The 14,035-nt window shown below is 45.1% G+C and carries 15 protein-coding genes; 12 read left to right on the top strand and 3 right to left on the bottom strand.

Annotation, left to right across the window (positions count from 1 at the left end):
- Positions 1-54 precede the first annotated feature (54 nt).
- From MHB62_RS17190 to liaR, 11 genes are all read left to right on the top strand, one after another.
- Positions 55-999, top strand: a complete 945-nt coding sequence (locus tag MHB62_RS17190) for an ABC transporter substrate-binding protein (protein WP_015714689.1) — start codon at positions 55-57, stop codon at positions 997-999.
- Positions 962-2,023 carry an iron ABC transporter permease gene (locus MHB62_RS17185; RefSeq protein ID WP_015714688.1) on the top strand — a complete coding sequence of 354 codons (1,062 nt, stop codon included), beginning with the start codon at positions 962-964 and terminating at the stop codon, positions 2,021-2,023. The genes MHB62_RS17190 and MHB62_RS17185 overlap by 38 nt, the downstream gene beginning before the upstream one ends.
- Positions 2,023-3,351 carry an ATP-binding cassette domain-containing protein gene (locus MHB62_RS17180; RefSeq protein ID WP_080287642.1) on the top strand — a complete coding sequence of 443 codons (1,329 nt, stop codon included), beginning with the start codon at positions 2,023-2,025 and terminating at the stop codon, positions 3,349-3,351. Before MHB62_RS17185 ends, MHB62_RS17180 begins: the two co-directional genes overlap by 1 nt.
- A gap of 22 nt (positions 3,352-3,373) precedes the next feature.
- Complete coding sequence (locus tag MHB62_RS17175) at positions 3,374-3,955, top strand: cob(I)yrinic acid a,c-diamide adenosyltransferase (RefSeq protein ID WP_015714686.1); 582 nt, start codon at positions 3,374-3,376, stop codon at positions 3,953-3,955.
- Positions 3,956-4,131: 176 nt separating this feature from the next.
- Entirely contained in the window at positions 4,132-5,400 is a 1,269-nt protein-coding gene (locus MHB62_RS17170; RefSeq protein ID WP_003228502.1) for an MFS transporter, read from the top strand.
- 161 nt (positions 5,401-5,561) lie between these two features.
- A complete protein-coding gene (gene liaI / locus MHB62_RS17165; protein ID WP_003228504.1) occupies positions 5,562-5,942 on the top strand; it encodes a cell envelope stress-induced membrane anchor protein LiaI in 381 nt (126 codons plus the stop codon).
- A gap of 26 nt (positions 5,943-5,968) precedes the next feature.
- On the top strand, positions 5,969-6,646 hold the full coding sequence (liaH, locus tag MHB62_RS17160) for a stress responsive protein LiaH (protein WP_032722497.1): 678 nt from the start codon (positions 5,969-5,971) through the stop codon (positions 6,644-6,646).
- 100 nt (positions 6,647-6,746) lie between these two features.
- The gene (locus MHB62_RS17155) at positions 6,747-7,619 is read left to right on the top strand and encodes a DUF4097 domain-containing protein (RefSeq protein ID WP_015714683.1); all 873 of its coding nucleotides are present in this window, start codon (positions 6,747-6,749) and stop codon (positions 7,617-7,619) included.
- A 33-nt stretch (positions 7,620-7,652) separates the two neighbouring features.
- Positions 7,653-8,378: a LiaRS two-component regulatory system accessory protein LiaF gene (liaF, locus tag MHB62_RS17150; protein WP_015714682.1), complete on the top strand. Its 726-nt coding sequence runs from the start codon at positions 7,653-7,655 to the stop codon at positions 8,376-8,378.
- Positions 8,375-9,457, top strand: a complete 1,083-nt coding sequence (gene liaS, locus MHB62_RS17145) for a two-component system sensor histidine kinase LiaS (protein WP_003244464.1) — start codon at positions 8,375-8,377, stop codon at positions 9,455-9,457. Before liaF ends, liaS begins: the two co-directional genes overlap by 4 nt.
- Positions 9,435-10,070, top strand: a complete 636-nt coding sequence (gene liaR / locus MHB62_RS17140; protein ID WP_003243201.1) for a two-component system response regulator LiaR — start codon at positions 9,435-9,437, stop codon at positions 10,068-10,070. Before liaS ends, liaR begins: the two co-directional genes overlap by 23 nt.
- A 7-nt stretch (positions 10,071-10,077) precedes the next feature.
- Here liaR and gerAC read toward each other — a convergent pair whose 3' ends face one another.
- From gerAC to gerAA, 3 genes are read right to left on the bottom strand one after another with little or no spacing between them, the layout of a single operon-like run.
- A complete protein-coding gene (gerAC, locus tag MHB62_RS17135; protein ID WP_003243203.1) occupies positions 10,078-11,199 on the bottom strand; it encodes a spore germination receptor protein GerAC in 1,122 nt (373 codons plus the stop codon).
- Positions 11,196-12,293 carry a spore germination receptor protein GerAB gene (gene gerAB / locus MHB62_RS17130; RefSeq protein ID WP_009968145.1) on the bottom strand — a complete coding sequence of 366 codons (1,098 nt, stop codon included), beginning with the start codon at positions 12,291-12,293 and terminating at the stop codon, positions 11,196-11,198. The genes gerAC and gerAB overlap by 4 nt, the downstream gene beginning before the upstream one ends.
- Positions 12,262-13,710 carry a spore germination receptor protein GerAA gene (gene gerAA, locus MHB62_RS17125; RefSeq protein WP_003243555.1) on the bottom strand — a complete coding sequence of 483 codons (1,449 nt, stop codon included), beginning with the start codon at positions 13,708-13,710 and terminating at the stop codon, positions 12,262-12,264. Before gerAA ends, gerAB begins: the two co-directional genes overlap by 32 nt.
- Before the next feature lie 117 nt (positions 13,711-13,827).
- Between gerAA and MHB62_RS17120 the strand changes: the two genes are divergently transcribed.
- Positions 13,828-14,013, top strand: a complete 186-nt coding sequence (locus tag MHB62_RS17120) for a YvzF family protein (protein ID WP_003228521.1) — start codon at positions 13,828-13,830, stop codon at positions 14,011-14,013.
- Positions 14,014-14,035: the final 22 nt, after the last annotated feature.

The following is a 14,035-nucleotide window of genomic DNA, read 5'->3' as shown; positions in this document are numbered from 1 at the left end:
AGCATCTTTACCGTCGTAGAGATGCTTTTTTAGTTCGTTTAGGAGGAAAAGATTATGAAAAAACGAGCCGGGATATGGACTGCGCTCCTGTTGGCTGTTGTTATGCTGGCAGGCTGCGGCAATCCTGCGGATCAGAAGGATTCAAAGGCAAAACCAAAAACAGAAGCGTTTCCTGTCACCATTGATGATGCGTCAAATCAAGATGTAACCATCAAAAAAGAGCCAAAAAAGATTGTTTCATTAATGCCGAGCAACACAGAAATTACATACGCACTCGGCCTTGGTGACAAAGTGGTCGGTGTCACCACAAACGATACCTATCCAAAGGAAGTCAAAAAGGTTGAGAAAGTCGGAGATATGAATGTAAACGTTGAAAAAGTCATTTCTCTAAAACCAGATCTCGTTCTGGCCCATGAGTCTTCCATGTCAGCATCAGCAGATGCCATCAAACAGCTGAAGGACGCGGGCATTACAGTGCTGACTGTCAATGATGCACAATCATTCTCCGAGGTGTACAAATCAATCGAAATGATCGGAGAAGCTGGCGGGGCGGAGAAAAAAGCCGATCAGCTAGTGAAAAGCATGAAATCAGATCTAAAGGATATTCAAGAAAAAGCGAAAACCATTTCAAAAGACGAGGAGAAAAGCGTATTTATCGAGGTTTCTCCTGATCCTGACATTTATACAACCGGAAAAGATACGTTTATGAATGAAATGCTGAATGTCATCCATGCTAAAAACGCAGCTGCGGATCAGACAGGATGGGTGCAAATGACAGACGAGGCGATCGTAAAACTCAATCCTGATGCAATTGTTACAACGGACGGTGTGAAAGCGAAAGCTGTGGAAAAACGCGATGGCTGGAGCGAAATCAATGCTGTGAAACATCATCGTGTATATGATGTGGACCCTGATCTTGTGACACGTTCCGGTCCCCGTCTGATCGAAGGGGTCGAAGAACTTGCGGAAAGCATTTACCCGGATACGTTTAAGGAATAATCGTTATGCCGCATATATCATTGGTTTCTCATTTTTAGCCGTGAGCATCATCTTAGGAATTTCTTGCGGCAGCCTGCATATTCCTATTCCCGCTGTTTTTCGTGTCTTTTGGCATCAAGGTTTCGGCGGCTCTATCGGTTCTGATGATCCGATGTACACTAATATTATGATGAATATCAGACTGCCGAGAGTTGTGCTGGCCGCCCTTGTGGGGGCGGCTCTTTCTATTGCAGGGGCCGCTTTTCAAGGATTGTTGAAAAATCCACTTGCTGATCCCTATACGCTAGGTGTGTCATCCGGTGCTTCAGTCGGAGCTGTTGTGACTCTGTTCTTAGGTCTGCACCTTCCTGTCATCGGAGAGTTTACACTCCCGGTTGTGAGTGTAGCCGCGGCACTTGCCACGATGGCGGCAGTCCTTTTCTTCAGCCGCCTCGTTCATGCTTCGATGTCTGTTTCCACCCTCATTTTGACCGGTGTCATCACCAACTCTTTTTTGGGCGCATTTATTTCTCTTATCATCGCCTTGACAGGAGACAACCTGCTTCCGATTGTGCATTGGCTGCTTGGCAGCGTCTCAATGAGGGGCTGGAGCTATGTTATTTTGTTTCTCCCGTTTTTTCTTTTGGGAACCATTTTATTGATTATAAACGGAAGGGAACTGAACGTGATGACATATGGAGAAGATAAAGCAAAGCTTCTTGGAGTCAGCGTTCAGCAGAGGAAGATGCTGATTCTAATAGCCGGATCTCTTTTGACGGGAAGCGCTGTGGCAGTATCGGGTACGATTGGCTTTGTCGGCCTTGTGATTCCGCATATCACAAGGCTTTTGTGGGGAACGGACCATCGGCATTTACTGCCGCTGTCCGCCTTGCTCGGGGCAGGATTTCTCGTTTTAGCCGACCTGCTTTCCAGAACCATCATTGAGCCGATTGAACTGCCGATCGGGATCATTACGTCCTTGGCGGGAGCGCCTGTGTTCGCTCTTATTTTAATTCGGCAGCACCGCGGGGGGAGAAGCTTATGATGAAGGCAGAAGGGCTGTCGGGAGGATACGGCGACAGCCGCCTAATTAACAATATCAGCTTAACCGTGGAGAAGGGAGAATTTCTCGGAATTCTTGGCCCTAATGGAAGCGGAAAAACCACGCTTTTGCACTTGCTGACAGGTACGCTGCCGGCCAAGGAAGGCAGCGTTTATCTGGCCGGAAAACTGCTGGCGGACTATAAACCGAAGGAACTGGCGCAAATCATGGCCGTCCTGCCGCAAAAAACGGATCAAGCCTTCACCTTTACCGTCGAAGAAACTGTAGCCTTTGGCAGATATCCATTCCAAACGGGACTGTTCAGACAGCAGACTGAAAAGGATGAAGCCATTGTACAGGAAGCAATGGAGCAAACAGGAGTGGCCAATTTTGCGCAAAGGCCGATTCGCGAACTAAGCGGAGGGGAACAGCAGCGGGTGTATTTGGCACAAGCTTTGGCGCAGCAGCCGCGTATTTTATTTTTGGACGAGCCGACTAATTTTCTCGATCTGGCTTATCAAAAAGACCTGCTTGATATGATCAAATGCCTGACGAGAGAAAGCGGATTGGCAGCTGTCAGCGTTTTTCATGATCTGAACACCGCAAGCCTGTACTGTGATGAGCTCATGTTTATGAAAAACGGTGCCGCTGGTTCTAAGCAAAAACCGGAATATGCTGTCACAGAACAAAGCATAAAGGCGGTGTACGATACAGATGTCACCGCCTTGGTACATCAAAGCTCACCTAAACCGATGATTGTGATTCAGCCTGAAAAAGATAGCGCGAAGCGGCAGTCTATCCCATTTGAAGCATTGCTCCAAGCGGGGCGTGATAACATTCTTCTGCAAACGGAAATCCCGCTTCGAACATTGTCCTCGACGCCTATCGGTGCAGGGTTTTCGTGGAGCAGGACGCTGATCCATAAACGGCTGCCAGATCAGCCAGATCCGATAGAAGGACTTACGGCCTGTCTTTCAGAAAGCGGTTTTCAACTGCAGGAGACGTGTGCGATGGCTTCTTCAGAAAGACTTGACCGTTTCGTGTATCGAACGTATGAAGACAGAGAGTTATCCGTTTTCATATGCGTTCAGACCGGCTTTTCGATTTGGATTTTGATAAACGGCTATGCGGCAGATCAATTCTTCATCAAAGCTCTTATGGCTGCCGAAGCAGAACGGACGAAAGTGCTGGGAGACGGAGGAGGCACAGGTGATATTCTCATCGCCGCGACTCAAACTCAGCAATCCGAAAACATAGAACAGCGGCTGAATCAATTGATAAAGAAAGGGACAGCTGAATGTATAAAAGAGGCTGCTGAGTTGTTTGAATAAGTCTGTAAAGGAGATTCAGGGTATGAAACTATACACAAAAACAGGCGATAAGGGACAAACGGGCTTAGTCGGGGGCAGAACGGACAAGGACAGCCTACGCGTCGAAAGCTACGGCACGATTGACGAGCTTAACAGCTTTATCGGGCTTGCTTTGGCAGAGCTTTCCGGGCAGCCCGGCTTTGAAGATCTGACAGCCGAGCTGCTGACCATCCAGCATGAGCTGTTTGACTGCGGAGGCGATCTGGCAATCGTCACAGAAAGAAAAGACTACAAACTAACGGAAGAATCTGTTTCCTTTTTAGAAACGCGCATTGATGCCTATACAGCAGAAGCGCCGGAACTGAAGAAATTTATTCTTCCAGGCGGATCAAAGTGTGCTTCGCTTCTCCATATCGCACGCACCATTACAAGGCGGGCAGAACGAAGAGTGGTGGCGCTGATGAAATCGGAGGGGATTCATGAAACAGTGCTGCGTTATCTCAATCGTCTGTCCGATTATTTCTTTGCCGCCGCACGGGTTGTGAATGCAAGAAACGGTATTGGCGATGTAGAATATGAAAGAAGTGCCATTGTGTTTCGGGACCGAGACAGCAGTGAATCATAAAAAGTGAAAACGAAAGCCGGCGTGTTCAAATACATGCCGGCTTTTTTTGTTTTTCACTCTGTCAATTTCCCATTTTACGACAAAAAATGAACCTTATGAATTATTGACTGAAAAATGGAAAAATGAGATATTGTAATAAATAGATGTAAAAAATAGGCAGTGGGGGGCTCTGATGGATGGTGAATTTAATTGAAAGTGATAGCATCTGGAAGAGAAATTTCAATTATCTGTTTTTCTCAAGAATAGTCAAGATATCCGGCGATATGTTCGCATTTAATTCAATATTATGGTTTTTAATTTATGACGGCAAAGGTGCGATCGGCACTGCTTTATTGATTGCTGTCACGTTTTTGCCGGAAGCCGTTCTGGCGCCTGTGACGGGGCCTTTTATGAAACAGACCACGCTGAAATTTTGGATGTACTTTTCAGATCTGACAAGGGCGGCGATTGTTTTGATTATCCCTCTATGTCATTTTGCGGGCTTCTCTCCGCTGTGGTTTGTCATGACGCTTATGATTGTGCATTCAGCTACTGGAGCTGCCTACAATCCCGCCTCTATCGCTTTGATTCCTCAAATCGTCAATGAACAGGGCATTCAAAAAGCAAACGCTGTGCTGCAATCCTCCGCTCAAATTGTCCGGCTTGGGGCTGTCACATTATGCGGCGCTTTTCTTACATTTATCAGTCCTTCTTATACCATGCTTATCGCACTTGTGCTCTATTTGGTGTCAGGTTTTCTCGTTCTTTTTATTAAGTACACTGCGGTTGAATCTCAATCAGAGTCTGCGGTTGTTACACAGAGAGGCACATATATCGGAAGACTGAAACGCGGCTTTAGGCTCGTCAGAAAACACCAGATTTTATATCCGCTCGCCATTTACTGTATCTTTATGAATTTCGCGGCTGCCCCATGGGAAGCGCTCTCTGCCGTATACGTTGCGGAAGATTTAAATGGCCAGCCGATCGTATACTCGCTTTTAAAGGCCACCACCGCCGCGGGCGCGTTTTTATTAGGGTTTGTGCTGGCGAAAGTCAAGGTAAACAGGTACGGCTTGTTATTCGTCACTGCCGGTATTATTGAAGGATTTGCTTTCTTTATTACCGGGATGAATACCTTTTTGCCGCTCGTCTTTTTCGCTGCTTTTACCTTTGGCGCCGCAGTCAGTGCTGTTAATGTTCCTGAGTACACGATTATCCAGACGTCTGTGGATAGTGAGGATCAGCCGCAGGTTTACGCCGTTATACATATGATCTCCAATATTTCGATCCCTGCCGGAGCTGTCATTTGCGGGTATGCCGCTAATGCTTTCGGCTCAGGAACAGTGATTGCTGCCGGCGGGATTGTCGAAATTATTGCGGGTATCGGAATTTTGCTGTTTACAAAACTGGCCAAAGCAGAAAGGTCCGACCTGATTAAAGAAAGGGAAGCAAGTGTTCATCTGTAAAGGGTTTTAAAACGCCATGCCTCGTGCATGGCGTTTTTTTGTGCCGATGGGTCCGGTGCGAGATACGACTCCGGTCTTATATAAAAATCAATCTCTGATTCGTTTTGCATATCTTCCAACTTGTATAAGATGAAGACAAGGAAAACGAAAGGAGGATCTGCATGAAGATAAACAAGAAAACAATAGGCGGATTCTTATTAATTGTATTTGGGATCTCTGTCTTTTTTGGAGGAGGAAGCTTCGGCTTTATCATCCCGCTCGCCATCGGGAGCTTGATGACATACGCAGGAATCAAAAGGTTTGCCGCGGGAAAAACCATCACGGGAATCATCGTGGGCGGTATCGGGGCCATTATGCTCATCTGCTCACTTCCGTTTGTCGTCGGAATCGCATTGGCGGCCGCTATGGTGTATTACGGCTGGAAGCTGATGAAAAACGGATCAGCTGATAGCGGTGTATCATCTTTTGATCCTGAACCGGCTTCTGCTGCCTACCAATCTCACTTTGATGACGAATGGGAAGAATTTTTGAAGAAAAAATAATATCAATATATTAGGAGGAATTAGGTATGGTATTAAAAAGAATCAGAGATATGTTTGTTGCGTCAGTTCATGAAGGACTTGATAAAATGGAGAATCCAAAGGTGATGCTGAATCAATATGTACGCGATATGGAAAGCGACATCGCAAAAGCAAAGCAAACAATTGTGAAACAGGACACGATTGCCTATCAATTTAAGAAAAAATATGAAGAAGCCGCTGAAGTGGCTGGCAAACGGAAAAATCAGGCACAGCTCGCATTTGACGCAGGTGAAGAAGAACTGGCGAAAAAGGCGCTGACTGAAATGAAGTATTTAGAAGGGAAGGCGGCTGAGCATAAAGCTTCCTATGAACAGGCAAACAGTCAGCTGGCTGATCTGAAAGAGCAGCTGGCTGCACTTGAAACAAAGCTTCAGGACGTAAAGGATAAAAAACAGGCGCTGATTGCGCGGGCAAATGCGGCGAAAGCTAAAGAGCATATGAATACGACATTTGACAAAATTGACAGTGAAAGCGCGTATCGTGAATTTTTGCGTATTGAAAATCGTATTGAAGAAATGGAAATCCGCGCGAATTATTCAAAGTCAGCGGAAGCCGGCGCAGAACTTACACGTAAAGAATTCGCAGACGATGTAGAAGCAGAGATTGAAAAAATGCGGACACTTTCACTGCAAAAATCAGACCAGACACAAGCGGCAAATGAATAAGCGGAACGGGGAAGGATTTGCGGTCAAGTCCTTCCCTTCCGCACGTATCAATTCGCAAACTTTTCCTTTATAATAGAATGAATGAGAAGGATGAAACCGAATGAAAAAAATGCTTGGCAAACTGTTGATTACTGCCGGTATTCTTGTCTTTTTCGCCGTCGTCGTAAAAGATGTGTTTGCTGCAGGCCTGGGTTTCATAAATGGCACAGAAGCCGATTCAGCCAGCGCATCGCCGCGGGACATTGACAGCATGGTCATTGAGTCGGATAGCAAGGATGTCCGGATTATAGCGGAAGAACGAAGTGACATATCGGCAGGCATTTCAGGAGACTCAGGAAAGTTATTTGTTACTGAAAACAATAGAAAACTGGAGCTGACCGTAAAGGAAAAAGAATTTCAATTTTTGAATGGGTTTAACCGTTCAACTCTTATCGTCAGGCTTCCGTATGATTATAAAGGTGATCTGGCAGTACGAACCTCAAGCGGGGACGTGTCTGTGGCCGGAAATGACCATCTTGCGCTTTCCGGGCTGAACACAGTATCTGCGAGCGGAAATGCGAGCGTGACGGACGTCCGCATTCAAGATCTGAAAGTGAAGGCATCATCGGGGGATGTTTCCATTTCAAATACCATCTCCAAAACAGCCGGCATTGATTTAGCTTCAGGGGACGCAAATCTGGTTCATGTATCAGGCTCTCTTGATGTGAAAATGACTTCAGGAGATTTTAATGCTGTATTGAAAAAGGTAACCGGCCCCGTATCTGTCACGCTGACAAGCGGTGATGCTAATGTAAGCCTTCCCCAAAACGGCAGCTTTGCAGTCAATGCTTTATCAGCAAGCGGTGACGTCAGTTCGCCGTATTCATTTGCTGATAAAGCACATAAAGAACAGCATCACATCACAGGCACGCAAGGAAGCGGCCAGCATCCAATCGACATCAAAACGGACAGCGGGGATCTAGCGATACGGTAGCACTAGGCAGAAGAAAGGAGGCGGACACCAGGAATGACAAAAAAACAGCTTCTCGGATTGATCATTGCTTTATTCGGCATCAGCATGTTTTTGCAAATTATCGGAATAGGCGATCTGCTGTTTTGGCCGCTCTTTTTTCTGATTGCCGGCTATTTCCTTAAAAAATATTCCCGTGATTGGCTTGGCTCCGTCATGTATATCTTTGCCGCGTTTCTATTTTTGAAAAACCTCTTCAGCATCACCTTTAATTTATTCGGCTATGCGTTTGCCGCATTTCTAATTTACGCCGGCTACAGGCTTGTCAAAGGGAAGCCGATATTTGAACCGAATGAGAAACAGGTCAATCTCAATAAAAAAGAACATCATGAGACGCCAAAAGATGTAAAACATCCCGACATGCGCAGCTTTTTTATCGGTGAGCTGCAAATGATGAAGCAGCCGTTTGACCTGAATGATTTAAATGTCTCTGGTTTTATCGGTGATATCAAAATCGATTTATCTAAAGCGATGATTCCCGAGGGAGAAAGTACAATCGTCATTAGCGGAGTCATTGGTAACGTTGATATTTATGTACCATCGGACCTTGAAGTGGCTGTCAGCTCGGCTGTTTTTATAGGAGACATTAATCTGATCGGCTCGAAGAAAAGCGGATTAAGCACGAAGGTATATGCCGCGTCAACTGATTTTAGCGAGTCAAAGCGCCGGGTAAAAGTGTCCGTTTCCTTATTTATCGGTGATGTGGATGTGAAGTACGTATGAGAAAAAAAATGCTTGCCAGCCTCCAATGGCGCGCCATCCGCATGACAACGGGAATCAGCCTGCTCCTTTTTGTTTGCCTGATTTCCTTTATGATGTTTTACTATCGGCTCGATCCGCTTGTTTTGCTGTCATCAAGCTGGTTCGGAATTCCGTTTATCCTGATTTTGCTTCTGATCAGCGTGACCGTCGGTTTCGCCTCAGGGTATATGTACGGCAACCGGTTGAAGACAAGGATTGATACATTAATTGAATCCATTTTAACCTTTGAAAACGGCAATTTCGCTTATCGGATACCGCCGCTCGGTGATGATGAAATCGGCCTGGCTGCTGATCAGCTGAACGAAATGGCGAAGCGCGTGGAGCTTCAAGTCGCATCCCTCCAGAAACTTTCCAATGAACGTGCGGAATGGCAGGCTCAAATGAAGAAGTCGGTTATCTCAGAAGAACGCCAGCGATTGGCCAGAGATCTTCATGATGCGGTCAGCCAGCAGCTCTTTGCCATATCGATGATGACATCAGCCGTGCTGGAACATGTCAAGGATGCTGATGACAAAACAGTCAAGCGGATCAGGATGGTCGAGCATATGGCAGGCGAAGCCCAAAATGAGATGAGGGCGCTGCTGCTCCATTTACGGCCTGTTACCCTTGAAGGAAAAGGGCTGAAGGAGGGCCTTACGGAGCTTTTGGACGAGTTCCGAAAAAAGCAGCCGATTGATATTGAGTGGGATATACAGGACACAGCGATATCCAAGGGTGTTGAAGACCACTTGTTCAGAATCGTGCAGGAGGCCCTTTCAAACGTATTTAGACATTCAAAAGCGTCAAAAGTAACCGTGATTCTGGGCATAAAGAACAGCCAGCTCCGTCTGAAGGTGATTGATAATGGAAAAGGCTTTAAAATGGACCAGGTGAAAGCCTCCTCATACGGCTTGAATTCTATGAAAGAACGTGCAAGTGAAATCGGCGGTGTCGCCGAAGTGATTTCAGTAGAAGGAAAAGGCACTCAAATCGAAGTGAAGGTCCCGATTTTTCCGGAAGAAAAAGGAGAGAACGAACGTGATTCGAGTATTATTGATTGATGATCATGAAATGGTCAGAATGGGGCTCGCGGCTTTTTTGGAGGCGCAGCCCGATATTGAAGTCATCGGCGAAGCATCGGACGGCAGCGAAGGTGTTCGGCTTGCTGTGGAACTGTCGCCTGATGTCATTTTAATGGACCTTGTCATGGAGGGCATGGATGGCATTGAAGCTACAAAGCAAATTTGCCGGGAGCTTTCCGACCCGAAAATTATTGTGCTCACTAGCTTCATTGATGATGACAAAGTGTACCCGGTTATTGAAGCTGGCGCGCTCAGCTATCTGTTGAAAACCTCAAAAGCGGCAGAAATCGCCGATGCCATCCGCGCCGCAAGCAAGGGAGAGCCGAAGCTGGAGTCAAAAGTGGCGGGAAAAGTATTATCCAGGCTGCGCCACTCAGGTGAAAACGCGCTCCCGCATGAATCGCTTACAAAACGGGAGCTCGAAATACTCTGCCTGATCGCAGAAGGAAAGACAAACAAAGAAATAGGCGAGGAACTGTTTATTACGATTAAAACAGTCAAAACACATATTACGAATATTTTATCAAAGCTGGATGTCAGTGACCGGACGCAGGCGGCGGTGTACGCACACCGAAATCATCTCGTGAATTAGGCGGCTGCTATTTGTTTGCGCCTTTCGTTCCGAAGTCTCTGACAATCACATTGACCCGGTAGTCTATTTCCGCATTGCTGAAATAATCATCATCCCATTTTCTTGAAATCTTTTTCCACTTTTGAGGATAATGAATTCTGACCTCGTTTCCCAGCCCGGTTACGTCCGCTTTGATCTCTTTCTGCAGCTTCTCTGTAATAAATGACGTTACTGTTTCGTGTACTCGTTTTTCGACTGTCTTTTCAATACTTTTAATATATGAATCCTTAAACGAGTCTTCATTGGGATTCCAGTCCTCAGATAGACGACCTTCAATATTGCGGGTAACGGTGAATTTGAACTTTCCGTCCTTGTATGCCGTCTTGATCTTCCGATTGCTTGAATATACTTCATAAGAAAAGAGATGGCCATCGCGCTTCAAGTCAATGACGCCTCCCTCGACAGTGCCTGAAAATAAGCTGATATTTTGAACCTCAATCGGGGTGAGGTCCCGGTGCCATAATTTATTTTTTATGATAGAGGCTCCGTTTATCGCGAGCTTGCCGTTTTCCTTACCGACATGAGGGATGAGGAATGAATCGTCAGAGGTTAAGTGTTCTGAGATCTCCCCCAATGTAACTGGCTCCATCGTTCTGATCGTCACCTTATTATTCTCTGTCAGATCATATATCACGTTGGATGCGGGTTCGCCTTCATCATTCATGTTAAATATATCCTTAGTTCGGCCGTTGGTGATAAAGACGTAGGAACTCCTCCTTGTTCCGTTGTCTCTGACAAACTGGTTAATAATGGCGTCCATTCCAATTTGATCCGCAATCACGCTTTTGGAAAGCAGAATGAGACGCAAATGCTGTGAAAACGTAGGCTTATGCTTTAATGCAGAGGTTCTCATCATTTGATGGACAGTTTTACCCTTTGTGATAGAAAGCTGTGTCGGATCAGATGAAGAGCCCTCCTTGGCGCTGATTATTTTCGGCACGAGAATTTGCTGTGTCAGCTCTAAATTTTCATCGTCAGGCTTGTCTAGCCCTACTCCGATCACTAAGCTTAATTCCTCGATATTCTCACTGTCCCAGCATCCGGACAGCAATAGGGTGCATATAAACATACATAAAATCCGGATTTTCATTTTGTTGTAATCCTCCTCTTGAGAGCTACAATGAAAAAGAGAATGAACGGAAGCAGAAACAGGGAGACAAAAATATAGCCAAGATAATCGCTATACATCATGACTTGATTGGCGTCATCCGGCCAGAGAGAAAAATAAAAGACCGTTATGCCGATAATCACCATGCTTGTTTTAGTCGATAATCCAAATGTCTTCTTTAGCCCGTTAGCGGCAAAGTATCCGTAAATGACAAATGTGGTGAAAAACTGGATAATCCAGACCACCAGTAAAAAGGATTCAAACCGTTCAATAAATATGCCTTTAAGCTCAAAGGACTGAAAGAGAGAAATAGTCGGCCAAATCAGCGTTTTCACCTCGGGAGCGGTCAAAGCTCCGACAACGATAATATACGTAAGGATATATAAGATAATCGGAATCAGAAATCCTAGAGACGCATATCTGAACGTGTATTTCTTTTTCTTCATATGTTCAGGAAGAAACAGCATCACTTCCATTCCTAAAAAAGAGATGGAAACGACGGTAAGGGAGTTTGCAATGGGTCCAAGGCCTTCGCCTAAAACAGGACGCAAATTATTGATATCAAAAATTTTAAAACTGATCCCGAACACAATCAGCAAAATAATAATGGTTACCGTTAAATAAAAGGGAAACAGCCGCGACACATCGCTTAAGCCCCCAACCATTAAATAAATGCCGCAGCAAATAAACGTTAAAATAATGACTTGAATTGGGGTTCTCTCCAGCAGGAAAAACTTCACCATTTCAGCCATTGCCCGTGTCTCGAAGCTGGCTACGCCGAGGAAATAGCCGCAGATCAAAAGGCCGATGATGCTGCCGATCCATTTCCCAAGCCCTTCCTTCAAATATTCAAAGAGTGAAGGGTATTGATGTTTTTTCTGAATGAGCGTGTTTAAATAAATGAAGAAAATAAAAATGAAACCTTCTAATATCAGCGTGATCCAGCCGTCAGGCGTATTAGCCTTAGTGGTCAGCGCTCGCGGCAATGTTAAAAGTCCGGCCCCAAGCATTGTATTTGCAACAATAGAAATACCTTGAAAGGTATTAAGTTTCAGTGGAGTCTGTTTTTGGCTCATTTGGATTATTCACCTCTTTTGGTTTGTTTTTAATTGGGAGACGGATAATGGAGTCATCCGTATTTTTCAGGCTAAAGAATCCGTTTGGCGAAAAATACGGAGACCCAAAGCTCGTTTGTCTCGTTAAGTGCGTATAAACGACAAGCATAAATAAAATAATGCCGTACAGCCCTAAAATAGCGGCGGAAAACATCGAAATAAAACGCAGCACCCGGAAAGACAGACCCATTCCGTATTGAGGAACGGTAAAGGATGCCAGGGCAATGACACTGACGACAATGACCATAATCGAACTGACGAGATTCGCTTCTACAGCAGCCTGTCCGATGACTACGCCCCCAACGAGGCCGATCGTCTGTCCGAGCGGATTGGGGAGTCGCAGTCCGGCTTCCCTTAGCAGCTCGATGGTTACTTCCATCAGCAGGGCTTCAAATATCGGAGGGAACGGCACGTTTTCCCTGTTCGCCGAAATCGTGACGGCGAGTGCGGTCGGCAGCAGCCCCTGATGGAAGGAAACAAGTGCTATATAAATCGATGACAAAAACAAGGTGATAAAGATAGAAGCAAAGCGCAGCGACCGGATAAGAGATGCTGAAATCCAGCGTTCATAGTAGTCATCCGGGGATTGCATCAGGATGCCGAGAGAAACCGGCACCAGCAGCACAAATGGTGAACTGTCGACCAAAATTGCCACACGGCCGTTAAACAGGGCTGAAGATACTTTGTCAGGTCTTTCCGTATTTTGAATCTGCGGAAATGGTGAATATTTATTATCTTCAATGAGCTCCTCGAGCGTTCCGCTGTCCTGGATATCTTCCAGCTGGATATTTTTAAGCCGCGCCTTCACTTCTTTTATGACGGACTTTTTTGCTTTGCCTTCAATGTACATAATGGCTGCAGGCTTCAGCTTGTTTTCGCCGATCATGATTTTTTTGGTGATCAATTTCGGATGAGAGGTTCTTTGTCTGATCAGAGCGAGATTTGTATCAATATCCTCTACAAACGCTACTTTTGGGCCGCGAACCACTTTTTCAGTTGTCGGCTCTGTCAGGCTTCTTGTTTTTTTCTTTCCTGTGGTCAGAATATAGGCTTTATCCAATCCGTTGATAAACACAGCACAATTGCCGTTGAGAATCGATTCAATCGTTTTTTTTGCAGTTTCAACAGGTCTTGCGTCAAGCTGGTCAAGGCGTTTTTTGACCTGGTCAAGCGTTAAGGTCTCCTCATCTTTAATCAAAGTTTTAATGGCTTCTGACACCTTATTCTCATCAGTCATTTCACTGAAATAGAGATAGTAAAAAACCAGTCCGTTCGCAAGCATTTTTTTGTTTTTCACCAGATCATCGTTTTCTTTTAATTTTGGCAGCACCAATGCTAAATTATCGTGTATATATTCCTTAAACTCTGTTTGTTCCAATGAGGTCACCTCTTATCCAAAACCTTAGTAGAGGTTATCTTTTCCTGTTAAAAAAATGATATACTGTGTTAGAGTATTTCATGGAGTAAGTTTTTTTATGAAAGCGGAGGATACGAAGTGGCACAGGTAAGGCTAGCTGGAAAACAAGAAGAAATTGAACAGCTCATTAGATCATTTGAAAAGCATTATGATGTCTCTTATACATCAAAGGAGTACGGAAAGACGAATCCAAAATACAAATATTCAAAGGATTCCCGCGTATATCTTGAATTAAAATTAAAATCTGCCAAGATCGAAAAATAAAAAGGATTTTTTGTGTCATTGG

It is taken from the genome of Bacillus sp. FSL K6-0255, from assembly GCF_045040725.1.
In the GTDB taxonomy this organism is placed as follows: domain Bacteria; phylum Bacillota; class Bacilli; order Bacillales; family Bacillaceae; genus Bacillus; species Bacillus subtilis.
The sequence above is the reverse complement of the archived record's forward strand: the minus strand, read 5'-3'. Positions and strand labels throughout refer to the sequence as shown.